The 24,539-nt window shown below is 35.0% G+C and carries 19 protein-coding genes and 1 pseudogene; 14 read left to right on the forward strand and 6 right to left on the reverse strand.

What is annotated here, in order from left to right; genetic code table 11:
• Positions 1-73 (forward strand): annotated as a pseudogene (locus LEP1GSC049_RS2000000229380) (Imm7 family immunity protein); the annotation flags it as partial.
• Positions 74-749: 676 nt separating this feature from the next.
• On the opposite strand, the gene purT reads toward LEP1GSC049_RS2000000229380, so the two are convergent.
• The 3 genes from purT to LEP1GSC049_RS211555 form a co-directional block, all read right to left on the reverse strand.
• On the reverse strand, positions 750-1,913 hold the full coding sequence (purT, locus tag LEP1GSC049_RS211565; RefSeq protein ID WP_004754817.1) for a formate-dependent phosphoribosylglycinamide formyltransferase: 1,164 nt from the start codon (positions 1,911-1,913) through the stop codon (positions 750-752).
• Positions 1,914-2,068: 155 nt separating this feature from the next.
• On the reverse strand, positions 2,069-3,226 hold the full coding sequence (locus tag LEP1GSC049_RS211560; RefSeq protein ID WP_004756588.1) for a FecR domain-containing protein: 1,158 nt from the start codon (positions 3,224-3,226) through the stop codon (positions 2,069-2,071).
• Between the two features lie 450 nt (positions 3,227-3,676).
• The gene (locus tag LEP1GSC049_RS211555) at positions 3,677-5,308 is read right to left on the reverse strand and encodes a helix-turn-helix domain-containing protein (RefSeq protein ID WP_004754054.1); all 1,632 of its coding nucleotides are present in this window, start codon (positions 5,306-5,308) and stop codon (positions 3,677-3,679) included.
• Between the two features lie 483 nt (positions 5,309-5,791).
• Between LEP1GSC049_RS211555 and LEP1GSC049_RS211550 the strand changes: the two genes are divergently transcribed.
• The 10 genes from LEP1GSC049_RS211550 to LEP1GSC049_RS211505 all read left to right on the forward strand — a co-directional run bounded on the left by LEP1GSC049_RS211550 (position 5,792) and on the right by LEP1GSC049_RS211505 (position 17,256).
• Complete coding sequence (locus LEP1GSC049_RS211550; RefSeq protein WP_004755381.1) at positions 5,792-6,760, forward strand: sodium-dependent bicarbonate transport family permease; 969 nt, start codon at positions 5,792-5,794, stop codon at positions 6,758-6,760.
• Between the two features lie 382 nt (positions 6,761-7,142).
• Positions 7,143-9,095, forward strand: coding sequence for an alginate export family protein (locus LEP1GSC049_RS211545; protein ID WP_016561069.1), 1,953 nt, complete (start codon positions 7,143-7,145; stop codon positions 9,093-9,095).
• A gap of 18 nt (positions 9,096-9,113) precedes the next feature.
• The gene (locus LEP1GSC049_RS211540) at positions 9,114-10,835 is read left to right on the forward strand and encodes a proton-conducting transporter transmembrane domain-containing protein (protein WP_004756614.1); all 1,722 of its coding nucleotides are present in this window, start codon (positions 9,114-9,116) and stop codon (positions 10,833-10,835) included.
• On the forward strand, positions 10,802-11,689 hold the full coding sequence (locus LEP1GSC049_RS211535; protein ID WP_004753923.1) for an NADH-quinone oxidoreductase subunit H: 888 nt from the start codon (positions 10,802-10,804) through the stop codon (positions 11,687-11,689). Before LEP1GSC049_RS211540 ends, LEP1GSC049_RS211535 begins: the two co-directional genes overlap by 34 nt.
• 8 nt (positions 11,690-11,697) lie before the next feature.
• The gene (locus LEP1GSC049_RS211530; protein ID WP_016561087.1) at positions 11,698-12,318 is read left to right on the forward strand and encodes a membrane protein; all 621 of its coding nucleotides are present in this window, start codon (positions 11,698-11,700) and stop codon (positions 12,316-12,318) included.
• Positions 12,315-13,523: a proton-conducting transporter transmembrane domain-containing protein gene (locus LEP1GSC049_RS211525; protein ID WP_004753674.1), complete on the forward strand. Its 1,209-nt coding sequence runs from the start codon at positions 12,315-12,317 to the stop codon at positions 13,521-13,523. The genes LEP1GSC049_RS211530 and LEP1GSC049_RS211525 overlap by 4 nt, the downstream gene beginning before the upstream one ends.
• Positions 13,524-14,924 (forward strand): hydrogenase large subunit, encoded by a 1,401-nt coding sequence (locus tag LEP1GSC049_RS211520; protein WP_016561034.1) that lies wholly within the window; start codon positions 13,524-13,526, stop codon positions 14,922-14,924.
• Positions 14,921-15,742 (forward strand): NADH-quinone oxidoreductase subunit B family protein, encoded by an 822-nt coding sequence (locus LEP1GSC049_RS211515; RefSeq protein ID WP_004754073.1) that lies wholly within the window; start codon positions 14,921-14,923, stop codon positions 15,740-15,742. Before LEP1GSC049_RS211520 ends, LEP1GSC049_RS211515 begins: the two co-directional genes overlap by 4 nt.
• Before the next feature lie 186 nt (positions 15,743-15,928).
• Complete coding sequence (locus LEP1GSC049_RS211510) at positions 15,929-16,714, forward strand: hypothetical protein (protein ID WP_004756605.1); 786 nt, start codon at positions 15,929-15,931, stop codon at positions 16,712-16,714.
• Positions 16,711-17,256 (forward strand): hypothetical protein, encoded by a 546-nt coding sequence (locus LEP1GSC049_RS211505; protein WP_004754751.1) that lies wholly within the window; start codon positions 16,711-16,713, stop codon positions 17,254-17,256. The genes LEP1GSC049_RS211510 and LEP1GSC049_RS211505 overlap by 4 nt, the downstream gene beginning before the upstream one ends.
• Here LEP1GSC049_RS211505 and LEP1GSC049_RS211500 read toward each other — a convergent pair.
• From LEP1GSC049_RS211500 to LEP1GSC049_RS211490, 3 genes are all read right to left on the reverse strand, one after another.
• Entirely contained in the window at positions 17,221-17,628 is a 408-nt protein-coding gene (locus LEP1GSC049_RS211500) for a response regulator (RefSeq protein WP_004777316.1), read from the reverse strand. The genes LEP1GSC049_RS211505 and LEP1GSC049_RS211500 overlap by 36 nt on opposite strands.
• Positions 17,629-17,847: 219 nt before the next feature.
• On the reverse strand, positions 17,848-19,263 hold the full coding sequence (locus tag LEP1GSC049_RS211495; RefSeq protein ID WP_004755457.1) for a hypothetical protein: 1,416 nt from the start codon (positions 19,261-19,263) through the stop codon (positions 17,848-17,850).
• Between the two features lie 984 nt (positions 19,264-20,247).
• Entirely contained in the window at positions 20,248-21,177 is a 930-nt protein-coding gene (locus LEP1GSC049_RS211490) for a glycosyl hydrolase family 18 protein (protein ID WP_016748305.1), read from the reverse strand.
• Positions 21,178-21,290: 113 nt separating this feature from the next.
• Here LEP1GSC049_RS211490 and LEP1GSC049_RS211485 point away from each other — a divergent pair, with 113 nt between their 5' ends.
• The 3 genes from LEP1GSC049_RS211485 (at position 21,291) to LEP1GSC049_RS211475 (ending at position 24,526) form a co-directional block, all read left to right on the forward strand.
• On the forward strand, positions 21,291-22,181 hold the full coding sequence (locus LEP1GSC049_RS211485; protein ID WP_004754034.1) for a fructosamine kinase family protein: 891 nt from the start codon (positions 21,291-21,293) through the stop codon (positions 22,179-22,181).
• 318 nt (positions 22,182-22,499) lie between these two features.
• Complete coding sequence (locus LEP1GSC049_RS211480) at positions 22,500-23,447, forward strand: ABC transporter ATP-binding protein (RefSeq protein WP_004754759.1); 948 nt, start codon at positions 22,500-22,502, stop codon at positions 23,445-23,447.
• Complete coding sequence (locus LEP1GSC049_RS211475) at positions 23,444-24,526, forward strand: ABC transporter permease (RefSeq protein ID WP_004754306.1); 1,083 nt, start codon at positions 23,444-23,446, stop codon at positions 24,524-24,526. Before LEP1GSC049_RS211480 ends, LEP1GSC049_RS211475 begins: the two co-directional genes overlap by 4 nt.
• Positions 24,527-24,539 lie beyond the last annotated feature (13 nt).

Genomic DNA, 24,539 nt, shown 5'->3' on the forward strand with positions numbered 1-24,539 from the left:
GAGCCATAACCTTACCCACAAGTATTTAGATTTCAATATTAAATCTGTGGGAATTACGACAAATCCTCTGTAAAACTGAGTTCCCGCCCTTATTTTTGGGTGGGGGCGGAGGTGGAGAAATTCGGAAGACTTTTCTCTATCAGAAAAACATGCTTTTTGCAAGTAAAAAGACTCATTCTTGTCGGAACACTTGAAAAATGTGCGTTTTTGAGCCTTATGATTCTAAAATCCTATTCAACTTGTGGGTAAGGTTATGATAGAGAGCGTTCAGCTGAGCCTCAATCACTTTTGTATTGGATTTTACAGAACTTACTTGAAACTGTATTTTGGAACAAACATTTAGATACTCAATTGGATAGGGATGAGTAACGAAAAACGAACCAAACAAAGAACACTTAATTTATATCATACGAACAAAATTTCTAGGAACTACTACAAAAAGTAGTACTACAAGTCTAAAATCGCCTCTATACACTATTCAAAACAATCAAGAAAAGAAAGAATTTGTAGTAGTTCCTAGAAACCTGGATTTTACAGACAATTCTGAAAATGTGGGAACTCATACCATGATAAAACTCACGTAAAATAGACATAATCTCTAGGAACTACCGCATTTGTTATTATTACTATAAAATCCAAAAAGAATCAAATTTTTGCATAGAATTGCAGTTTGTGGTATGGTCACCAAACAGAAGTTTTACGCAAAAACCAAATTGAAGATTGTTACTTTGGATTTTATAGAGATTCATTCAATTGACTTTGATTTTAGAAGCCAAAAGAACCGCACGTTTCCGAAGAGAAGAAATTTCCTCTCCTTTTGTAGAATAAGAAAGTGTAACGCCCATTCTGCGATATGGTCTTGTAATAGGTTTTCCGAAAATTCTAAAATCCGATTCAGACATTCCAGATGCAATATCCAACCCACTAATTTCGGGTATTTTATTTTCAGCACTCGCAAGAATTACAGCGCTTGCGCCTTTTCTTTCCAGAGTAATTTCTGAAATAGGAATTCCCAAAATCGCTCTAAGATGAAGTTCGAACTCGTTGAAGTTCTGTGTTCCGGCTAACGTAACCATCCCGGTATCATGTGGCCTCGGAGAAAGTTCCGAAAAATAAACCTTATCCTCGGTTAAAAAAAATTCCACTCCCCAAATACCAAAACCAGTCAGTTCTTTTGTCACTGCGTCGGCCATTCTCTGCGCTTCTTTTAGTTGAATTTCCGAAATTGCGGCCGGTTGCCAGCTTTCCTGATAATCTCCTCTTTCTTGTCGATGACCGATCGGTGGACAAAATAAGGTTTTACCGTTTTTCTGAGTAACCGTTAAAAGAGTAATTTCCGACTCGAAAGGAATAAATTCTTCCACGATAATTTCTGCGGCACCGGCACGGCCTTTTGTTTGAGACGCTTCCCAAGCTTTGGAAATTTCTTCTTGAGACTGGATAACTGATTGCCCTTTTCCAGAAGAAGACATGAGCGGTTTTGCAACACAAGGAAAACCTAATATTTCCGTTGCTTTAATTAGTTCTTCTATAGAAGAAGCGTATACATATTTAGCCGTTAGAAGTTTTAGATCTTTAGCAGCGAGATCTCGGATCGATTTACGATTCATAGTAAAATTGGCAGCTTTTGCCGAGGGAACAACTTGATAACCTTGTTTTTCATATTCGTAAAAACGTTCTGTTTGAATCGCTTCGATTTCTGGAACAATCAAATCCGGTTTATGTTTTGCTACGACTTGATCTAAAAGATTTCCGTCCAACATATTGATGATTTCTTTTTCGTGAGCGACTTGCATAGCGGGAGCATCGTTATAAGAATCGACTGCGATAACGTATTGCCCCAATCTCTGAGCCGCGATTACAAATTCTTTACCGAGTTCACCGGAACCTAAAAGAAGGATTTTCTTTTTCATAGTCTGGGACAGATTGGAAGAGTGAATAGAAAGATCAAAGAGAAAATTAAAATTAACAACAAAATTCTATTGTCGAACTCGGAATTATAGTTGTTCTTACGTTTTGGAAGAAACTTTTGCAGTAATTTATATATTCTAAAAATCAAATATACAATTTATTTGTTCTTTATTATAGAACTTTGATAATCGACATAATCAATTTCGTTTTTATTTAAGCGGATTGCTCCCTTAAGAGTATGTAAAATCAATGTATCACCGACTTGAGTAACGATCGCGCCTGAAAGTTTTGAACCGTCTTCTTTGACTACAGTTTCAAAAACATTATAATATTCATAAATTTCAGATTCGTATTTCAAAACGTTTTCTTCTATCTTTGTTTGAATTTTGTTCAAGGCTTGATCTAATTTGGAATTTTGATCCCTCTGAATTTCCGAAGAAATCGAAGAAATAAAAGGTTGGACTTCGTTAGAATCTTGTTCGGCTAAGGCTTGGTCGACTATAATTCGGTCTACGCGGACAAGAGTTTCTATTTCTGCAATTTCTTGAGGAGTTTCTACAAAAGTGGTTTTTTGAAGACTGAAATTTTCGATTTTCTGAATCGTAGCAAGTTCTTTAGAAATATCTTCTTTGTTTTCCACTTTTGTCAAAATGAGTTGGATCATTCGATCCTGACTCGGCCTTATAAGAGAAACTTCCCTTTTGTCTAAAACAACCTCGTTTTTTTCCAAAAATATTATAAATTCATCATATACTTTCTCGTTCATCGTTTTGATTTTTTCCAAGATTTTATTCGGAATTTTGAAATTCATCCCGACTGCACCTTCGTAAACTTTTACTTCAGGAGATTGACTACCTTCCGTGAGTTTTAATGAAAAAATACTTCCTCGAACATCCGCAACCGTCGTGGAAGTAGATATATAAAAAGACTCATCCGTTTTAAGTTTGTCCGTTTTAATCAACAATTCTCCAGATTGAAAATAAAGATTTGTTTCTTTGTGCTGTTTGTTTGGAAGATTTTTTAATATGATTTCTGTATAAGGTTTTATTCGAATCAGATTTCCATTTCCGGATTGAATATCAACCGATCCGGAAAAAGTTCGAATCAGATCGCATTCCTGTAAAATTAGGCCTGTGGAAGAAGGTAAGATTTTTCCATATCTAACGATTTCAATTTCGCCGGTATGAAAGATTATGATCATTTTTGAAGGAACAATTTCTTTTGGGAGGAACAAATACGCAATTAGGTTGCAAGAGAAAAACAAATTCAAGACGAGTATATAGATAAAAAAAAAGATCGAAATTTTTTTTTGCATCGTACTTCTCCATATAACATTTTAAATTCATACAATGCCCTGTCTAAAAATAATTTTTCAAGAGAGATCACAGTCATGAATTAAAAAACATATTTTTCACTTTGAAAAATATTTTATTTTAAGACCGAAATCAATTCAAGTCCCCTAAGTAATATGAGTTCAGTATAACGCGAAAGGGATCGATGCGAGAAAACTAAAGCTATCTCACTCTATGGGTGCTCGAAGTAACTCAAGCAACGCTCTCTACGAATCGCGTTTTCGATCGTGTTCTAAATTGAATCTAAAGACGATTGTTATATTATATTTTCCGTATACAATTTATTAACCAGAGCTAAAGAGCCCGGTTCGGCTGCTGTGGCAGCCGGATTTGCCGGTTTCTTATGCCTTGCCACGTTAGATATTACGATTTGTTTAAAATATTAATATTTTTGAATATTCTAAAAGTTAGAATTAAAAATTTTTACGAAATGTAGATTCGTTTTTAAGTTCTTTTCTACGATATGCGTTCGGATTTGTTCCGGTAAACTTTTTAAATTCCATATAAAACGCAGATTTAGAACTAAATCCCGCGCTACTTCCGATTTCAGCAGTAGTTTTATCCGGATGATCGAGAAGAAGTTTTTTAGCCTCTTCAACTCTATGTTGATTGATTAAAGAAGGAAAATTGTTGCCAAATTCCACGTTGATGATTTCAGAAAGTTGATGGAGACTTAAACCAAGTTCTTTAGCTACATTTTCTTCCTTTAAAGATTTTTGAAGAAATACTTTTTTCTTTTCTAAAAGGTTCTTAACGTTTTGGACAATTTCTATCACATTTAAAGAACTAGTCGTGGACTTTCTAGTTTGTATGGAATCTTTATCTTCAAGTTTCTGAGACTTTTTCCGATTCAAAAATTCATTCAAAGAAAAACTTACTAAGATAGAATGAAAAGGTAAAAATAATACAACCCCAAACACGGAAAAATAATTAAACGGATAAAAATCAAAATGAAAAATAGTTTTATAAATATCTAATACTAAAAACACGGCCCAAGACGTGGTATAAAGAAATCCAATCGAAGAGTTAGGGCCGAAAAATTGATAGTGTACCCGTATAAAATAAAAAGAAGAAAGGCCTACCGTAACGACTAAAAGTAAAATTCTATGATCATACCAAGAATGTAAGAGGGGAATTAAAAAATATAAAACTCCTAAAGCTCCAGCGATCCAAAAAAACACAGAACGATAAACTTTTTTTTGGTTGGTTTTATCTACCGAGAATAAATATAAAAATAAAAGTACGTAAGAAATCCCAAGGAACAAAAAATAACTGTGTCGAAATAGATTATTTGTATTTCCCGCAATTTCTGCAAAAGTACGTCCGTGAAGAAAATAAAAAGTAACAAGAACAGAAATGATATACAATAAAAAAGAAACGAAAGTAAAATTCCTAAATCGATAATAACAAAAAAGAGAATAAAAAATCGCAATCATTACAATTCCTATGATTGAATAAGAAATGATCGATCTAAGTCTTTTACGAAGTTCAAATTCCTCTAAGCCCATGATTTGAATTCGATAATTGATATCTTCGTTCGATAAAACAAAAAGATAGAAAATTCTATTTTCGTTAGGTTCTAAATCTATTCTGAAATGAGGTAAATTCGTGAGAATCTTTTCATCTTCTATACGATTTGAATAACCAGATTTCGCAGAAACGAACTTTCCGCTTTTATCAAAAAAACAAAGCTGAGTATCTGGAACGTTCAACCATCCGAGTAAAAGAATTCTACTTTGGATCGTGGATTCGGAATTTTTAACGCTAAATCTAAGCCAATTCCCAAAAGGTGTTCTTTTTACGCGTAAAACTTCGGTCAGAATTTGATGCCATTCTAAATCTTCCAAACCATCTATATGATCCGGAGAACAACCTGCAAATTGTTGCCCCCTATATCTATATTCTATAAGGGAACTTATGTTTTTTGAAGAAGTTTCCTGGGTAAGTAATACCGATTCAGGATGAGCAAAAACCGGAAAAAAAGAAATAAAAACGCCAAAAATCAGCACAAAAATTCTAAAATTAGAAGTTAGGGTTTTATACATTCCGATTCACTAACCTTCATTTTAACAATATCATTGTTTTAAAAAATATTTCCAAAGCAAATTTAGTTTTTATTTTCTCTGTAAAAAATTTCAATTTCTATGATTCTTACTTAGAACTGTAACAGTGAAGTGAGCGGTCCTGAATCCTACCTTTAAGTTTCAAAATTCACGTCACCCTACAATGATTGGATATTAACCAATGATCGACATACTATTACTTTTTTAATTCTTAAAAAAGATTTTTTCAATGTTTTTATGTTTGGTTCACAAATTACAAAAATAGTTTAGAAATTCCAAATAACTCGATTTTTGAAAAAGTGATTGTCCAATTTTATAATCTTGGAAAGTCTATTCCTTCAGTAGGGATTGTAGAGAGTAGGTTTCAATTTCTTTTCCTTCCCTTGTAAAATTACAGATTTTCTTATCTCGGTTCGTGAGTTCTAATCGAGGTTTGATATTCTTAAATCATGGAGTTAGCTGATTATGGACACGCACGCAATTTTAGAAAATGTGCTAAACCCGCCGGTATTGTTTTTCTTCCTTGGGATGGGAGTCGTTTTTTTTAAATCGGATTTGGTGATTCCCGAATCCCTGTCTAAATTCTTTTCAATGTATCTTCTTTTTGCCATCGGCTTTAAGGGAGGACACGAATTATCCAAAACCGCATTCAGTCAAGAACATCTTTTTACTCTGCTTGCATGTTCGGTTATGGCGGTTATAGTTCCTATCTATGCCTATTTTGTTTTGAAAATTAAACTCGATAAGCACAACGCCGCCGCCTTAGCGGGTTCCTTTGGTTCTATTAGCGCCGTCACATTTGTAACGGCAGGCGCTTTTCTACACAATCTGAAAGTGGAATATGGCGGGTTTATCGTCGCTGGGATGGCCCTAATGGAATCTCCTGCGATCGTAATCGCCGTGGTTTTAGACCGTTTAAATAAAAATAAAATGAACGGAGGTGGGGCTATCAACTGGAAGGCTCTGTTACACGAAGCTCTTTTTGGTTCTTCGATTTATCTTTTAGTCGGAGCTCTAATCGTAGGTTATGTCACCGGAGATTCTGGTTGGAAAGCGGAGAAAGTTTTTGCGGATGATCTATTTAAGGGAATTCTTACATTCTTTCTTTTAGATATGGGTATTTCAGCCGCTCGTAGATTTAAAGAACTCGCTAACGTTGGATTATTCCTAATTGTTGCGGCTATTGTTTTGATGATTGTAAACGCAACAATAGGTTTGGTTCTTACTAAAGTGATCGAAATGCCAGCCGGAGACGCTTTGATGTTTGTAGTTCTATGTGCTTCTGCGTCCTATATAGCCGTACCTGCCGCTATGAAAGATATGATTCCGGAAGCAAATCCGAGTGTCTATCTTACCGTTGCGCTTTCGATTGTTTTTCCGATTAACATTGTTGCGGGAATTCCGCTCTATTACTATCTCGTGACTTCAACTTAAGGAAAAAAGTTTTATTTTCTCGACAATTGTTTTTATAACTCATTTCAAAACTCTAATTTTATGATCAGATTCGAGTTCCCTGAAAGGTTGTCGAGAAAATTGGATTTAGAATTCTCCGGATCTGTAGGAAATAAAAAATTGAGTTTATCAAATAATAAAATCCTATAAGATTTGGTGTAATTCTTATCTATCAAGTTTTATGTGAATTCTTTTTAAAAACTTAAAAAGAATTCATAAATGATTATATTCATTTTTTAAATTAAACACTTATTGAATGAATTATAATTCGATTCCTATTTAAACGAATAACAGAACTTTTCTGAATGATTCTTTTATTTTGATTAAATAGAATTTCTTAAATAAAAAACGAAGGGTTAATTAAATGACTTCGAGCCAAAAAAAACATTCTGTAAAAATAGGTTTCATTTTTTTCTTTCTCCTTTCCTTTGGGAATGGAGCGTTATTGTCTCAAACCACCCAGACGACGGAGAATAAATCTTCCGTTGAATCCCCCGCCAGTACAAAGCAGGTGACCGATACAAAATCCGAAGACGCGGATTACGTTTCTCCCATGAAAAAAGAAGGAGTAAACGCTGAATATAATCGACATATGTTTATTGATCCGGATCTTTCTAAAACCGTGAACAAATATTCCAATAAACTTTGGGTCAACGATTGGATTAAGTTAGGATTTTATCTAAGACCTAGATACGAATCCAGAAACAATCTCAATTTCGATAAATCCAATCATGCTTATACCGATCGTATCATGCAGACTTCTGCATTTTATTTTCTTATCGATCCAAGTCCGTATGTAACTTTTAAAATCACAGTCCAAGATACCAGAGTTTGGGGTGGCGCTTCTCCAGCAAACGTAGGAGACATTCGTTCCGGTTTTTTTAGTAACACTCCTACTCTTAGCTCCGACCCGAACGTTCCTGGCAGGCCGAACAATTCAGTCGCTTCCAATAATACGAGTATTCGAGAAGCTTTTGTGATGATCAAAAAACTTCCTTTAGATGCGAAAGTACAGGTTGGTAGACAGATTTGGGCTTATGGAGATCAAAGAATGTTAGGCGGCGCAAACTGGACCATTAACGGTCTTTCTTATGACGGCGCTAGAGTGATGTTCGACTATGAGAGTTTTAGTTCCCATTTTTTTGTAGCAAGGCCCTTTTGGACGCAAAGTGGCGTAAACGGGGTTGTCTCAGCGAACGATCCTAAATTAAATTCGACTGTAACAAACACAAATCCATCTGCGTCTCAATCGGACACAACTCTTTTTGGTACTTATAATACTTTCAAAATTTTGAATGAAGTTGTTTTAGATGTTTATAATATAGATGTGGTTAAAAAATGGATTCCTCAAACTACTCCTTCTTCTACCGCAGATGACGTTCTAGCCCAAAACCGTAAAAAGCAAAACGACATGCTTTATACAACCGGTTTTAGACTTACAAACAGAACCAATAAGAACAACCTTCCTCAAGGAAAGGGCTGGGATTGGACGATCGAAAGCGCTTGGCAAAACGGTTATAACGGCCAAAGAATTCATCAAAAGTTTTTTGGTTACGATCTCCCAACTACAACCGAAGACGGTATTCCTCTTGCTAATACTAGAACGGAAAGAGTCAAATATTCGGGACAATTCCATGTAGTTCAAACCGGTTATACCTTTGCAGAAAAGTTAAGAATAGGTGCTCAATATACTTACGCTTCCGGAGACAACAATAGAGCCGACGGAAGTGTTTCTACTTTCCAAACTCTCGTCAATCCTCGTTTTGGAGTAATTCCCTATTGGAACAACGTAGCGGGTCTTTCCGAAAACATTGATACTAAAAATCTAAGTTCTTGGAACGCGAACATTACTTACAAAAACGAAAAATGGGGTATGTTCCAAATCGCTTATATTATCAACGATAAGGTTCAGAAAAACGACGCTTGGTACGCGATCAACGGCGGTGCAAATTCTATCGCAGGTTCTGCGCTCTCTTCTCCCGTAGCAACGTCGACTAACGTATCTGGTGGAACTTCTGCTGCTGGTTCGACCGAAAATTATACTGGAAATTCTTTTACACAACCTTATTCAACAGGTAGAAATATTTATAACGAATTGGATCTAACTTGGATGTTTCAAATCAATGATAATGTATCTATTTGGACGGGTGCAGGTTTCTTAATTGCCGGTAATTCAATTCGAAACTATAGAAACAGTCCTTTGATATACAACACAACAACGAACGAATTTGAATTAAATTCCGCCGCGTTTATGAAACAACATACCTCAGCAAACAATGCGAGCGTATTTTTCTTTCAATTGAACGCCGCACTTTAAAGAGGAGGCTTAAGGCCGATGACCGTTTTATCTTATCTGATAGTCTTAATGTCGCTTGTTGCACCTTTTTTAGCGGCAAAGGTGCTCGGTAAAAATTTTTTAGAACAAGATTCGGTTTTATTCATCGGTCTTACTCTTCAAGCCGTTTTGGGGTTCATTTCTTCCATTTATGTTTATGGATATGAACATCGCAAAAGAACTACCGTACTTTTAGGATATTCCGTATTCTTTCTTAGTACGGGTCTTTGTTATTTAGTCGGAAAGACATTATGGCTGATTCTATTTTGGGAATTATCAACTGTTAGTGCTTTTCTTCTTTATCAAGGAGGCAAATGGACTCCAAACTCCATAAAAAGTTTTATCGCGTTAGTCGTCGCGGGTGGAGTAGGAGCATTTTGTTTTACGTATTGGATCTATTCACCTAAAAGCGAATTTGGAAATATGTTTTTGGTAGCCGGCCTTTTGGTCAAAGCAGCTTTTTTTGGTTTTCATTTTTGGCTTCCGGAGGCACACTCCGGTTCTCCTGCTCACGCATCAGCCGCTTATTCCGGAATTCTGGTAAATCTTCCTTTGATTCTTTTTCATCAACTAGTAGCACCTTGGTTTGGAAATACGATCTATATTAAAATCTTAATTCCTCTCGCGGGTTTTGGAGTTCTCTGGGCGGGTCTTTCTTCCTTATTTTCAAGAGATGCAAAAAAAGCGATCGCTTATAGTACTGTGGAGAATATGAATTTTCTATTTCTCTGCATCCTTCTTTCCGCTTTGTGGAAAGACAGCGAAATAGAAAGTTTAAAAGTGTTGAGCAGATCTTTTTCGTTTCTGTTCATCTTGTCTTTGATCCATCATAGTATCAGCAAAACGTTTCAATTCCTTTCGATTGGATACCTCACTAAAATATCAGGTTTTTCGAATGTAGATCAGAATACAGGAGTAGGTAGAATTTCAGGACTTCCAACTTCTTTGCTGAGTTTGGGAACAATTAGTTTTCTTGCAATTCCAGGAACAACTGGGTTTCTTTCCGAAGCCACCTTTGTAAAGTTAGTCGCAGGTGTTTTGGAAATTCCAGGACAAAGTGCAATTCTTATTTTACCACTTTTGATTCTGGTTTCCTCCGGTTTGGTCTTAGGTGCGGCGGGACATTTGAGAATTTTCTTAGGAATGGTTTTATCCAGACCAAGAACAAATTGGCCGGAACATAAACCTTCTCGTTCAGTATTTTATTCTATTTTTTCAAGCGGTATTTTGATCTTAATCGTTTCGTTTGGAATTTCGGCTTACGCTCTTTATCATTCACCCACCAAAGAATGGTTAGACGAAGAGTGGTATAAAGGTCTTGCGATCGTGAACTTTATCGGGCTCGGAATGATTGTACTGGTTGGAATCATGGGTTTGAGAACCAAAATTTCCAAAAGAAAACTTTGGGACTGCGGCGGAAATTACGGAGGTGCTGACGTTGCAATTCCTTCCGACGGAATTTCAGATCCTCTCTTTCCTTCTTTGGGAAGATACTTCACCAACGTAGAAGGGAATTCTCGTTTGGATGAAGGAATACTTCAGGGAATTATAAAATTCTTAAATGTATTCAAAACCAAACCGAACGAGACAAACGAAGAATCGATCTCGATTAATCTTGCTTTTTCTTCTGTGACGGTGGTGATTCTTCTATTCGTAATTATTGGCCTGAAGTTGACCGAGGGAGACTTATGGAAATTATTCTTAAATACCTTGACCCGATAATTCGGGTTTTATCATTTATCGTTCTTCCGTTTTTATGCGGAGGACTGGTTCAAAAAATAAGGTCTTATTCTCAAGGAAGAGTGGGCTCCCCCGTTTTTCAAATTCTTTATGATACTTGGAGAATGATCCGTAAAAAACCTGTAGACGGACCGTTTTCAGGATTTTTTACGGAAGCTTCTCCTCTTATAGCCTGTTTATCTGGAATTGCGGTTTGGAGTTTGACTAGTTTCGAATGGGGATCTTTTCTTTTGATTCCGTTTTTAATTGGGATCATGAGATTTGCGTTACTCGCTTATTCCGTAGAAAACGGTACGTCTTTCGCGGGAATGGGCGCAGCGAGAGAAGTTATACTCTACGTGTTCTGTGAACCAATTATGATTTTGGTTCTCGTGGTATTTGAATCACATCTGGTATTTAATGCAAACTTTGCAAGCCTCGCGTTCGGAGGTTTATTCCTCTTAGGAACTTCTTTGATAATTTTAGCGGAACTCGCCAAACCGCCGTTTGACGATCCTAGAACTCATTTGGAACTTACTATGGTTCATGAGGCTATGTTGCTCGAAGCATCCGGAAGCAGAAGGGCCCTTTTTGAATTAGCGCAACAATTTAAAACGTGCGCGTTATTTCTATTTGTAGCTAAGATGGGAGTTTATCACGGAGAATTTTTTTTAAGTCGTTCCGTACCTACTTTTTGGCTCGACATAGTCGCGGTTTTAGGAGCCATTTTCGTTTCAATTTGTGTGGGTTATATAGAAGCGAATAGTACTCGAAGAAAGTGGCTCTGGGTTCCAGAGTTACTCGGTTTAAACTTCATCTTCATGCTCTTTTTGGGCATTCTTCTTAAATTAGGTTGATCAGTTATATGGGAACAGAATTCAGTTATCTAATTTTACTTTTAATCGGAGTTGTGATTCTTCTTGAAAATCGTTTGAAAAGACTAGTCCTTCTTCTTGCGTTTCAAAGTGTATTTCTTTTAGTCCCTCTTTTCGAAGATGGTGGATACGGCACTCACAGTTTATTTCTAGCGGGAATGATTTTACTCTTCAAAGTGATCCTAACTCCTTGGATTCTTTTTTTGACCGCCAGGAGAACAAACTCAGTAGAATCTACTTTTCCAAAAGTGGATTATATTCCCACCTTCGCCCTTCTTTTGATAGGAGCAATTGTTGGTTTTCTTATATTAGGTTTTACTAAATTTCGATTCGGCCAAGTAAATCAAATGTCCTTTTTATATACGTTTCTTATATTGTATGTAGGTATGGTGGGATTCGTAGTTCGTCGTCATTGGGTTGGGGTGATCGCTTCGTTTGCTGTTTTTGAAAACGGAACTTTTCTTTTGACTCAAATTTTAAGAACGGAATTGCCTTTAGGAATCGAATTCGGTTCTTTCTTGGATGCGGTATTTATCATCGGAGCAGCAGCAACTCTTAGAATCAGTATGGAAGTTTCCTCCGAAAACGAAAAAGACGAGGTGTCCGTATGAATCTTTTTATACTAAACGGAATCGGAGTAGTCGTTCTATTTCTAATTTTACTAGCGTATGTTTTAGCACCTACTAAGGGCCAAAAAAAAATAGCAATGTGGTCTTTTCTAATGATCCTTTGTACTGGACTTACGTTTGCGGCTTGGAACTTAGAAGGATTTGCTCTTCAATGGGTTTTAATCGAAGCGACTACTTTTACGGGAGCCTTATTAGTATCTTCCAGTAGAACTTCGAAGTTGTTTCCGATCGCATGGAAATTTCTCTTGATCAACTCATTCGGTCTCGGAATCGCATTTTTAGGGATCATCATTTTAACGGCAACGTTACACGGAATCGATCATCCCGTAGAAGTTCTTGCGGGCAAATTATCCGAACATCCAGAAAACCTATGGCTTGAGATCGGGCTTTGGTTGGCTATCTTTGGTTATTCCGCAAAACTAGGTCTTTTTCCAAATCACGTCTGGGTCGTGGATACTTATGGAGAAAGCCCGAGTCAAATCTCCGCGTTGATTGCAGCATTTGTTCCGGTTGCGGTAAGTTATGCGTTACGCCCGTTCATCCACATGGATCATCAATTGTATCCGACAACTTTCAGCGCCTCAGACGGATTGTTGATTTTAGGAGTTATAACGATGTTACAAAGTATCGTTGCACTCTATCAAAGAAACGACCTCAGAATGATGACCGCGAAAGTCGCTTTGTTTCATAGCGGTGCGATCGGAATTTTTCTTTGGATGGATTTACCGGATCCAGTTTTTAATTTCGTAATGGCCGGAAACATAGTTTTGAAATCGGTATTATTCTTAACGATGGGAATCGTAAGAATGGATGCAGGTAAAAGAGAATTGAGTAAGATTTTCCTTTCCGAAAAAATTAACAAAAAAGCACTTTCGCTTTATACCGCGTCTTTATTTGTCGCGTTTGTACTTCCAGGTTCTCCGATTTTCGTAAATGATCTTTTACTTTTGAAAGTAGGTTGGGCTCAAGGCCAATGGTTTGTGATCACGGTTCCGTTTTTAGGATTGATCTTCTTCGGTGTGTTACTCTACAAAACGGTTCCACTTTTTAACTTAGAAGACAGACCTTTTGCAAAAGAGTTTGCGAGTACTTTACAGATTCGTATGACTAACTCTCTTTTACTTTTTATAATGGTGTTGGGTCTAGGTATATGGGGTTTTTATCACCTACTGCAAGGAGAATTTTGAATGCGCAGCGTAACTGGTTTCTATCCTAGAAAAGGAAAAAAAGGTTACAACCGTTTCTGGCTTTCAAACGAAGGAATAGAACATGAAATTGTAGAATATTCCGAAAAGGAAGCTTTTGAAGATACAGCAAATCCGATTTGGATTCTTAGACATTCCTTAGGAGTAGATCAGGGAGAAGAGGATTATTCTTCTTATGATTTTGAAAGATATGTTACCGCTGATCGCAAAATGGATCTGGAAAAATTCGTAACTAAAAAAGGTATTAAAGATTTAGTATATAAGGGATTAAAGGTACCGATTCCTGCCAGTCATTATTCTCACGCGGTCGGACCTATACACGCGGGTGTAATTGAACCGGGGCATTTTAGGTTTATTGTAAAAGGTGAAGAAATTCGAAATTTGGATATCAGACTCGGATTTCAAAAAAGAGGTTTGATCGATTTAATCAAAGGAAAAGGCCCCAAGGATTCTATGTCATACGCGGAAGCGATTTCAGGGGACAGCACGATTTCTTACGCGATAGCATTTTCCAGAATTTTTGAAGAGGCTCAAAACATCGCCGTTCCTCAAGAGTTGGATTTTGCTAGATTAGTACTTTTAGAACTGGAAAGAGTCGCGACTCATATAGGAGACATGGGGGCCATTGCGGGGGACATCGGTTATTATCCTTTACAAGGTGTATGTTCTTTACAAAGAGGAATTCCTCTCGGGGTGATGGAGGCGTTAACCGGAAATCGTTTCGGACGAGGGGCTTTGTCTCCGGGAAAAATCTTTTTTAGAAAAGGACTCAATCGAGATAAATTAAAAGAACTAGCAGAAAGAATTCGTTCTGTGACAGAAGAAGTTGTAGGACATTTTGAACGTGCCGCTGGAAGGTCTACAAACCGTGAAAGACTTCAATCCTGTGGAGTCATTCGACAAAAACAAGTTAGACATCTTGGATTTATAGGTATGGTGGAGAAATGTACCGGCCTAAATAGAGATTTACGTAATTTAGAAAAATCTTATGCGTTTAGTTCTCCGCTTTCACTCGAATTGAACAGAGATCAAATGAGAGGAGACGCGTGGGCCAGATTTTATTTACGTTATGAAGAATTAAAAAATAGCAGCAAGTGGCTCGTGGAAGCGATTCCTAAACTGGAAGCGGCGCTTGATCTTAAGTTTGGAAAATCAAACCCAGTCAAAAAGGGAACGTATTATTCCGCAGTAGAAGGTTGGAGAGGGCCTGTACTTGTATCCTTGGATTTGGATTCAAGTGGCATGATCGAAAACGCTTATATCCGAGAAGTTTCCGTTCCCAATTGGCATGCGCTGGAATTAGCGGTAAGAGGGGAATATATAGGAGACTTTCCACTAAACAACAAATCCTTCAATCTGAGTTATGTAGGAGTCGATTTATGAAAATTGTATTCGAAATATTGAATATTTTTCGCCCAGCAAAGACGATGAACTATAAAAAAGTATCTCCTCTAAATCCAAACGCGAGAGGAATTCCAGTTCCGGTTTTATCTTCGAACGAATCCTGTTTAACTTGCAAATCTTGCGAACAGGTCTGTCCGACTCATTCCCTTAAGATTATATCTAAGGATAAGATGAGTTTTGATTATGGCGCTTGTCTTCAATGTGGAAGATGTTCCGAAGTATGTTCCAACGGAAAGATTATAGATTCCGGTTTTGTTCATGTATATTCAACCGATCGTGAAGCGTTACAAGTAGTATATACAAATGGAATGCTGGATGAAAAACCGGAAATGGAAACGGAAGAAGTAAAACAATTCAGAAAGGTTACTAAAAAAACCGGCTTTCAATTTAGAGAAGTAGCGGCTAGCGGAAACAATACGACCGAAGCGGAAATAAATGCAAGTTTCAACGCTCTTTTTGACAGTGAGGCAAGTAAGATTCGAGTAGTAGCTTCTCCAAAACACGCCGACGCGCTGGTGTATTCAGGACCGGTAGGACCGAATATGGAAGGCCCATTGGATACGGCTTGGGAAACGATGCCTTCTCCAAAAGCTTTAGTAGCCTGTGGATCAGAAGCAATTTCTGGGGGACTTTTTAAACTAGGTAAACTTCCAAAACAACCAGATTTATTTATTGGAGGAGATCCTCCTCGTCCCGATGTAATCGTTTCAGCGTTTCGTTATCTAATGGGAACTTGGGAGTTTTCTTTTAGAGCAGAACTTTCAAAATATGTCCAAAATTTAAAGAATGATAAATAGTCTAACAACAATTTGGCGTAAAAAGCCAGGGAAAACCTTCTTTCAAATAATTTAATGGAAATTTCTGTGAAATTGCGCCAGTTTTATAATAGGAGATTTTCATTGATTTTATTTCTTGCAGAAAATTAAATTGGATTCAGCGGATTTCTTACGCCTAACCCGTATTAGTTTAAGAATTTCCAGTCGATGTACAAACGAAAAAATATCTACAAAATCTTAAGATTTATAAGTTCAAATACAAAAAACAAAATTCCTTACTTTATTATTATACTTATTTCTTTTTTTAAAATAAAAAGAATCGCTCTTTATTACACAATCTACAGTTATTTAGAATGGATTGATAATAACGTGGATAATAATTTATCGGATATAGAAGAAGTAGAAAAATTTTTACAAAATCAAAAAGAATTAATATTTTTTAACCGAGAACCAAATAGCGAATTTGAATATTTAGGAAGACTAATATTCCTATCAAAACATAGCGAGAGCTATAAACCTCTATATGAATCGTTTTTAGAAATTCAAAAAAATGATTTTAAGAGAAAGTTTAAACTATTGAATCGAGTTTTCCTTGAAAATAGGAATATAAAACTTGGAATCATATCATTAAAAATCTGCGCTTCCATCTTTAAAGACAAAAAAATCTTAAATGACAAAATACAATTAGAAACATTAGCTAAATTTTATATCCAAGTGGATAATTTAATCGATTATAAAAAAGACCATAAGATCGGTTATATTAATATCCCCTTGGAAATTTATTCGTTTAAAACATACGAAGAGTTTTGTTTTTCCGACCCGGAAGTGCGCGATTATTTAGAAAAATTGAAAGTAACTCTGCTATTAGAATCTTCTAAATGCGAAAACATATTAAGAAATTATTCATACTTTTCTGTTTTTGGAATATTTCTAAAAAGTATGTTTTTTCAAAAGAAAAATAAACTTCAAAAATTCAAATTAGAAACATTGTGAAATTAAAATATTCTAAATTAATCATGGTCGGCCCGACGAATTCGGGAAAAACTACAACTTCTTACAAATATCATAGTGCAAAATCGAGAATTTTTAATTTTGATCAAGAATATAAAAACAAACTCGGTACTAAATTTATCGGAAAAAAGAAATTTATAACAATCCATCAATCCGTATTAGATAAAATTATAAAAAATGAAACCAATCTTTGTGTCTACGAAGGATCACATTTAATCCTTCCTGATTTATTTAACACAATTATAGAAACTATAAAAAGTGAAAGTTTAGTGTTTATTTTATTTGATTTTTCTTTTTTCGATCTATGGATAAGAATGAAAAATAGGTCTTCGTATCGGAAGACTAAATTTGAAAAGTTTATACTTTTATTTGTTACTTATATACTTTTTTCATTAAATAAAAATATTCTTACAAAAAAACTAAAAGAAAAAAATATTAAATATATTGAAATAAAAAATTCAAATTTATTACCCGATGAAGTAGTTCGTTTAATAAATTACCAGCTTTCTATTTATAACGTCTGATTTTCTACAAATGCCATTTAAACCAAAGCTGAATTTTATAATACGGTAAAATAAGATAAAAAAAATAGGATGATCAAAGATAGTAGACATCAATATAATTTTAATTCTATCGTTTCGTTTTCTTAATCTATGAACCAAATAAAAACCAACCAATCTTTTTCCTATTGTAATATCACAGAAAAAAACCTCAAAGTTTTCTTTTAAAATTTTTTTATATCCACTACGAATATTTTCAGCATATGTTATTTGTATTGTTTCTTTTTGTGAAAGCAATAAAGAACTTAGTTGTTGCGCATATTTCTGGTTATCGTCTACGATGATAATTTTCTGGTTTGAAGATATTAGAATCAAATTTGGTTTCTTATTTTTCATAAATTCTAACTACTTTAAAATTTCTTACTACTGGCTCCTATTCCAGAGCAAAATATTGAGTATCTAATTATATAGTGAATAGAGTTGTTGAAAAATTAATTCTTGATCTGTTTGTATTGGATTGAATGGACAATTGAAGCAATTTTACGAATCTTCACTATGGAATTTTTCAACAACTCTAATGTATAATCATATAAGTACAATCCATTTTTTGAATATTTAAATAAATTTGCCCATTCTTTCCGTTGAATAAAGAGCCTCTCTCGATTTCAAACTCATACTTGAAAACAAGATTTCCGAATTGATTCCACTTAAAATATCTACTGGATAAGTAATTCGATTATCCCTTTTGGTATGAATCGGATAAAAACGTTTTTGATCCCGATACGAATACGTAGTCAAAACTACCGTTTCTACATTCTGAAAAACCTGTTCCAAGTTCCTAAGTAATGTATTCATTTTAGAAGAAATGTTTTCATTAATATCTTCCCAAGCGGAAAGTTCCCCGGAAATTTCAATATTAAGATGTATTAAAATAGGACTTTGATCGGATTGTTTGGTTCGATTTTTTTCTAAAACTTTTCGAGCTACATTTAGAGCGTCTATATCGTTTCCTCTTCCCGTTTTGACAAGAATGGCCTTGTTTCTTTGGAGTAGTTCGAAACCATCTCCATAACAAATCAACTCTTCTGCGTGATCTAAAATTTTCCACCTTTCGACTTCGTTTAAGTCAGATAACTTTCGTTTATGATAAAGAGAATAGGTAATATTCCAAACCGATTGATACAATAATGCGGGAATCAAAAGTGGAGGAAGATCTTTGACAGAAAAAAGTTTTTGAGTCAAAGCGTTAAACAAGTCCGGTTGAATCAATTTTTGTGAAGCGAAATCGTCTGAAACGATAATTCCAGTTACTTCTCGAATCAAATATGTTTTCATACAAAGAGAAGTTTGAAAATCGTTAAAAAAAAGAAGTTCCGGTTCCGAAAGTAATTCTTCCGGTGTTTTAAATCCTACATATCTCGCCGTGGAAGAATCTTTAAGGGGATATTTTAAAAAGGAACGATGAAAAATATCGGAACAACGTTTAAAATCGAAATCTTGAATAAATTCGGTCGTGTCCAAAACGGTTCCGTTTTCAAAAATCAAAGTTTCCGCCATTGAATCGGTGTTAGTGATTCCTTCCATAACGTAAAGTCTGTCTTTTTTAAAAATTTTACGAACCACTTGTGTCTGTTCTTGAATTGCTTTTCTTGCAGCTAATTCGTCGTGATTGTGAGCGGCACAACCTAAGCCGGGTAAATCAGATCTATGCATATATGCAATAAACAAAGCGGGAGTATTAGGAGTATTACAAGTCGCGTCGTTGATCAATCGATCGATTCGGTTCCAAAACCAGAAATTGTTTAGGTTTGTCGAAACGATATTTCCGTCGGTCCTGCCAAAACGAATCGTAGTGACCGGATAACCTTTCAATTTACTTCCATGTACTCTACCATCGATACATTTGGTAACAAGAACCTTGGGGGCACGAATGCTGAATTCGTGGATAACATGTTTCATCCTATGAATGGTTTCGGATTGAAGAATATTTTCTTCTAAATATCGATCTAGGTACTGATGAACTTCTTGCACGATTACCTCTTTTTTCTGGTAAGTTGAAAAAACTTTGATTGTAAATGGAGAACGTTTTCTAATCGAACCGGAATTTAGCGTCCAATCATAACGATTAAAAGATAATTGTAAAATTTATTTTACATCGATTTCAAATTTCATAATAAACTTTTCCGTTTTATTATAATCTATCAATGAGTAGTTTTGTAAAAAATTTCCAAAACATAGATCCAATTGTAAAAATTTTTCAACATCCAATCTTACAAAGAATCCTTTATAAAATATATTTTTAATTTGATTATAATTACCACTAAACACTTTATAAGCAATTATCCAAAATGTAAGCGGGTATATTCGTTTAATATTTATGATGTCCTATCATAAAGACATGAAACTGAAATTTGATCGTTATCTTTGAAATTTATAAACTTTCTCTAAACCATTTCTGAGCTAACTTTTATAAAAAGAGAATAAATCAAATTGTTTCCGAACGAGTTGCGGGAAGTTTATCTTAGAATTTTTTGAGGCACGTTCAACGGATCACTTTTAAAGAGACGTAATTTGTAGGAACTACCACAATTTTAGATTTTACGATAAAACTTTGAAAACGAAACCAATTGTTCTAATCAAAGTTATTCTGATATTCTTTTGAAACTGTGGGAACTCACACAAAAGTTGAAATAAAAAGAAGACTTTAAACTCGAAATACGACGTAATTTGTAGGAACTACCACAATTTCAGATTTTACGATAAAACTCTGTAAACGAAACCAATTGTTCTAATCAAAGTTATTCTGATATTCTTTTGAAACTGTGGGAACTCGCACAAAAGTTGAAATAAAAAGAAGACTTTAAACTCGAAATACGACGTAATTTGTAGGAACTACCACAATTTCAGATTTCACGATAAAACTTTGAAAACGAAACCAATTGTTCCGACAAACTCATTTATTTCAAAATTGGATTGAAATAAAATCTAAAACAATAAAGCCAATTTTATTTCAAACTAAAATCCTATTCTCCAAAAAGCGGCTCCTTTGAGTTGAAACGTATTAATAAGAACATCATACTTTTCCAAAGTATTTGAATCCAAAATATAACCTTCCCCTTTACTGTTTTTGACAAAGGAAAAACCGTCTTCATTTAAGATGATTTCCGAATTTTCCCTAAATTTTTCCAGATTCTTTTGTGTCAAAATTTGAACTTTACCATTTCGATTCCAAAAATATCCGTAAAGAGGAAGCCCAAGCCAAAGTTTTGAATTAGAAATTCGTTTTAATAAAAACTCTAAGTTCTTTTTTGTCAGTGGAATAGAAGTAACAGGTCCAGGATTGGTCTTCGGAGAATGAAAATCATAACTCATCAAAACAAATTCATCAATGGATTTCTCTTCAAAAAGATCAGAATGAACGATCAAGTTTTGATTAGGAAATTCTAATTGAGGAAATATAGCAACAGTAAGAACTTTTTCTTTAGGAAGTTCTTGTTTTAACTTTCTTAAAAATTTTTTATAATTCCCAATCTCAGACTTAGGAAGAAATTCTATATCAAAATGTAATCCCGCGATTTCGGGGTTTTGTTTTAAAAAATCGATTATGTTTTCAATCGCGATTTTCATCGTAATATCCGAACCTAAAAAGCTAGAATCATTTTTAGAAACGGTGGTAATCAAAGGAATTAGTCTGATTTTATAATTTTTACTTAATTTGATAAAACTCTTAGGAAGTAATGAAAACTTAAAATAACCATTTGATAAAATGACGGCCCCTGTGTAACAGATCGTATGCGATTTTGAAAAAACATTAGACCAATAAGAGGTTGATTGTTTCTTAATGGATGTAATTAAAACGTAATTCCAATGAAAAGGTAAATCGATTCCCCAGAGAGGGTTTCCAACAAACAACGACAATGCGGTAAGAATTTTTAAGATGTTCACGTCTTACGGATTATAAAAATCGATTTATAAATTTTCAATCAATCTGGGAACCTTTCAGACCGATTTTTTATTTAAACGAAAAGAACCGGAATCAACCGGGAGGAAGCGAAATAGTGGTTATCCATGCGGATTTAGAAGAGGCAATCTGCGAAGGTTTGGACAAACTCGGAATTTTAAATTCCGGTCACAAACCCAAGGTAACCTTTCATTCTTCTAGCCTCAATGAAATTTATCTTGCTAAACTTCCTCATCATTCCTTTGGAGTAAAAGTCATTTCTAACAAAGAAATGGCAGAAACCGAAAAAGAATCTTTAGAACAACTTTTTAGAATTGGAGTACGTGTTCCTGAATGTTATGGAATTGTACAAACCGGAAGTCTTTGGCTTTTAGTGATGGACTATATTGAATCCGGATCGGTCTCGACTGCAAGAGAAGATTTAATTCGTAGTTTAAAATTACTCTATCGCAAAGATTCTAATTCTTGGGGATGGAAACGGAATAATTTTATTGGAACTCTCTCCCAAAAAAATCAATGGTATTCTAGTTTTGAAAAGTTCTTTTGGGAAAGTCGTTTATCAACTCAATTGAACTTGGCTCTTTCTCGTAAATTGATTACGACCAAGGATGCAGAAAACGTAAAAGAAGTTTTTCAAAAATTTACGGAAGAATGGTCTCTCAATCAAAGTAACCCTAGATTGATACACGGAGACCTTTGGTCGGGCAACATACTTACCGGTAAAAATGGACATTCTTATTTGATCGACCCTTCCATTTCTTTTTCACATCCGGAACAAGATCTAGCTATGCTTAATTTATTTGGTAGTTCTTTAAATTTAGAAGAAATGCAAAGAATACTTTCTTATTGTGGAATCGAAAACCCGGAACATTTTAAGGATAGAATTCCGTTTTGGCAAATGTATCCGGTTTTAGTTCATATCAATCTTTTTGGTCCTTCCTACTTATCTTCTCTTCGACAAATCCTACGTTATTACGGTAAAAGTTAATTAGAATTGTTGAAAAATTCCATAATGACGATTAACAAAACTTTTTCAATCGACCGTTCCTATGAAACAAAAACAGATGAAGAATTAATTTTTCAAAAACTCTATTTATAATTGTCTTAAAATTCAAAGATTATGAAAATTTGATATTAAAGACTACTATAAGTTCACAAATATCCAGTCGTGCGGTTTTCGTGAAATTATTGCATTTTACTAAGAATTTGCAGGGTAACTGTAATTAGATTTTTTTGAAGTTTTGGAAATGATTTCATATATAAAAATACCATAATATAACTAAAATAAAATATAGAAGGACTCACGTTGAATCTAAATATAAAGTCATCCGAATCGGAAGAAAATTTGATAGAAGTTCAAAACGTAACTAAACGTTTTAAAAATACAATCGCAGTCAATAATCTAAGTCTCCAAATCCGCAAAGGAGAATTTGTTGCATTGCTCGGACCAAACGGAGCCGGAAAAACGACTTTAATTGAAATGTTGGAAGGAATACAAAAACCGGACTCCGGATCCATATCGATTCTTGGAACCACTTGGAAAAAAAACGAAACCTTTCTCCGATCCAAAGTGGGTTTAGCTCTTCAGGAAACCAGGTTTATGGATCGGATTACGGTTCAAGAAACTCTGAATCTTTTCGGAACTTTTTATAAAAGTAAAAAAGAAAGATTAAGCGAGATTCTAGGATTGATCAATCTGGAAGAAAAACAAAAAACATACGTAGGTAATCTTTCCGGTGGCCAAAGGCAAAGATTGGCTCTTGGGATTTCTATATTAAATAATCCTGAAATTCTTTTTTTAGATGAACCTACAACCGGACTGGATCCGGGAGCAAGAAGAGATATTTGGAAAATTTTAGACGGTCTTAGACAAAATAAAACTACGATGATTCTCACTACCCATTATATGGAAGAAGCGGAAACACTTTGCGAAAGAATCATCATTATGGATCATGGAAAAATTCTAGATCAGGGATCTTTAATGGAACTCCTAGGAAAAACGGAAGGGGATGAGATCATCCGACTTTCTATGAAGGACGGTTCTAATCCCGAAAGTTGGATTCCACCTTGTAAATTTTTTTGGGATTCTTCAAAACTGGAAGCGAGGATTCACGTTTCTTCAATTACAGAATATTTGCCCGAATTGATGCAGACAATTTCTATATCCGGAAAAAAATTAAACACTTTAGAATGTCATAGAAAAACGTTAGACGACATTTTTCTAAGTATGACAGGAAGAGGACTGGAAGAATGAAACAGATATTCCAACTCGTAAACATTCAGCTCAAAGAATTTTATAGAGAACCAGCAATTCTTTTTTGGGCCTTCGTATTTCCGATTGCAATGGCGGGAATTCTAGGGATAGCGTTTAAAAACCGAGGTTCGGAAGAAGTAAAAATTGCAATATTAGAAAATTCTTATCAACTCGATGAACTCAAAAAAATTTTGAATTCTGATCCATTGGAAAACGTGATCAATCAGGAAGAAAAAGTAAATTCTAAATCCTTTTCGTTTCCATCTCTTAATTTTTTGATTCTTTCCAAAGAAGAAGCGATTCGAAATCTCAAACGAGGAAAACTCAACGTAATCGTAGAAAGAACAAAAGATCGAAAAATTCATTTCTCTTTTGATTCAGACAATCCAAACGGCCAAAGAGATTATCTTTTGATCTTGGCAAAAATGTATTCCCATAAAACTGATTTTGAATCGAGAGTGGATCGTTTGGATTCGAAGGGAACTAGATATATAGATTATTTAATTCCCGGAATGCTCGCAATGGGAGTGATGAATTCCTGTCTTTGGGGAGTTGGTTGGAATCTGATTGAAATGAGGATGAAAAAACTTTTACGAAGAATGTCCGCAACACCGATGAATCGGTTGCATTTTCTTCTATCGTTCTTTTTTACCAGATTGATCGTAACCGCGCTAGAATCGACAATCTTACTTGGTTTTACTCAATATACGTTTGAAAACTCGATGGAAGGTTCCATTGAAGCTGCACTTGCGGTTTATCTTTCTGGAAATTTTGCGTTCGTTTGTATCGGAATTTTTATCGGATCAAGAGCAGCCAGTTCTCAAGTTGGGAATGGACTGATTAACGCAATGACGTTTCCGATGATGATACTTTCGGGAATTTTTTTCTCCTATCAAAATTTTCCGGAAATACTACTTCCAATCATTCGAAATCTTCCTCTGACCCTGATGGCAGATTCCTTAAGGACTGTTTTTATCGAAGGCGCGGAGTTAAATTCGGTAATTCCTACTTTGGTTTCTTTGTTTTTATACGGAATTGTCTTTCTTTTTATAGGAAATAAAATTTTTCGCTGGTCTTGATCAATAGGAATAA

Origin of the sequence: Leptospira kirschneri serovar Cynopteri str. 3522 CT, assembly GCF_000243695.2 — a bacterium.
In the GTDB taxonomy this organism is placed as follows: Bacteria; Spirochaetota; Leptospiria; order Leptospirales; family Leptospiraceae; genus Leptospira; species Leptospira kirschneri.

Bases quoted from the DNA above. Each gene is read 5' to 3' on its own strand.
- purT (WP_004754817.1), bottom strand. From the start codon at position 1,913: ATGAAAAAGAAAATCCTTCTTTTAGGTTCCGGTGAACTCGGTAAAGAA.
- LEP1GSC049_RS211560 (WP_004756588.1), bottom strand. From the start codon at position 3,226: ATGCAAAAAAAAATTTCGATCTTTTTTTTTATCTATATACTCGTCTTG.
- LEP1GSC049_RS211555 (WP_004754054.1), bottom strand. From the start codon at position 5,308: ATGTATAAAACCCTAACTTCTAATTTTAGAATTTTTGTGCTGATTTTT.
- LEP1GSC049_RS211550 (WP_004755381.1), top strand. From the start codon at position 5,792: ATGGACACGCACGCAATTTTAGAAAATGTGCTAAACCCGCCGGTATTG.
- LEP1GSC049_RS211545 (WP_016561069.1), top strand. From the start codon at position 7,143: ATGACTTCGAGCCAAAAAAAACATTCTGTAAAAATAGGTTTCATTTTT.
- LEP1GSC049_RS211540 (WP_004756614.1), top strand. From the start codon at position 9,114: ATGACCGTTTTATCTTATCTGATAGTCTTAATGTCGCTTGTTGCACCT.
- LEP1GSC049_RS211535 (WP_004753923.1), top strand. From the start codon at position 10,802: ATGGAAATTATTCTTAAATACCTTGACCCGATAATTCGGGTTTTATCA.
- LEP1GSC049_RS211530 (WP_016561087.1), top strand. From the start codon at position 11,698: ATGGGAACAGAATTCAGTTATCTAATTTTACTTTTAATCGGAGTTGTG.
- LEP1GSC049_RS211525 (WP_004753674.1), top strand. From the start codon at position 12,315: ATGAATCTTTTTATACTAAACGGAATCGGAGTAGTCGTTCTATTTCTA.
- LEP1GSC049_RS211520 (WP_016561034.1), top strand. From the start codon at position 13,524: ATGCGCAGCGTAACTGGTTTCTATCCTAGAAAAGGAAAAAAAGGTTAC.
- LEP1GSC049_RS211515 (WP_004754073.1), top strand. From the start codon at position 14,921: ATGAAAATTGTATTCGAAATATTGAATATTTTTCGCCCAGCAAAGACG.
- LEP1GSC049_RS211510 (WP_004756605.1), top strand. From the start codon at position 15,929: ATGTACAAACGAAAAAATATCTACAAAATCTTAAGATTTATAAGTTCA.
- LEP1GSC049_RS211500 (WP_004777316.1), bottom strand. From the start codon at position 17,628: ATGAAAAATAAGAAACCAAATTTGATTCTAATATCTTCAAACCAGAAA.
- LEP1GSC049_RS211475 (WP_004754306.1), top strand. From the start codon at position 23,444: ATGAAACAGATATTCCAACTCGTAAACATTCAGCTCAAAGAATTTTAT.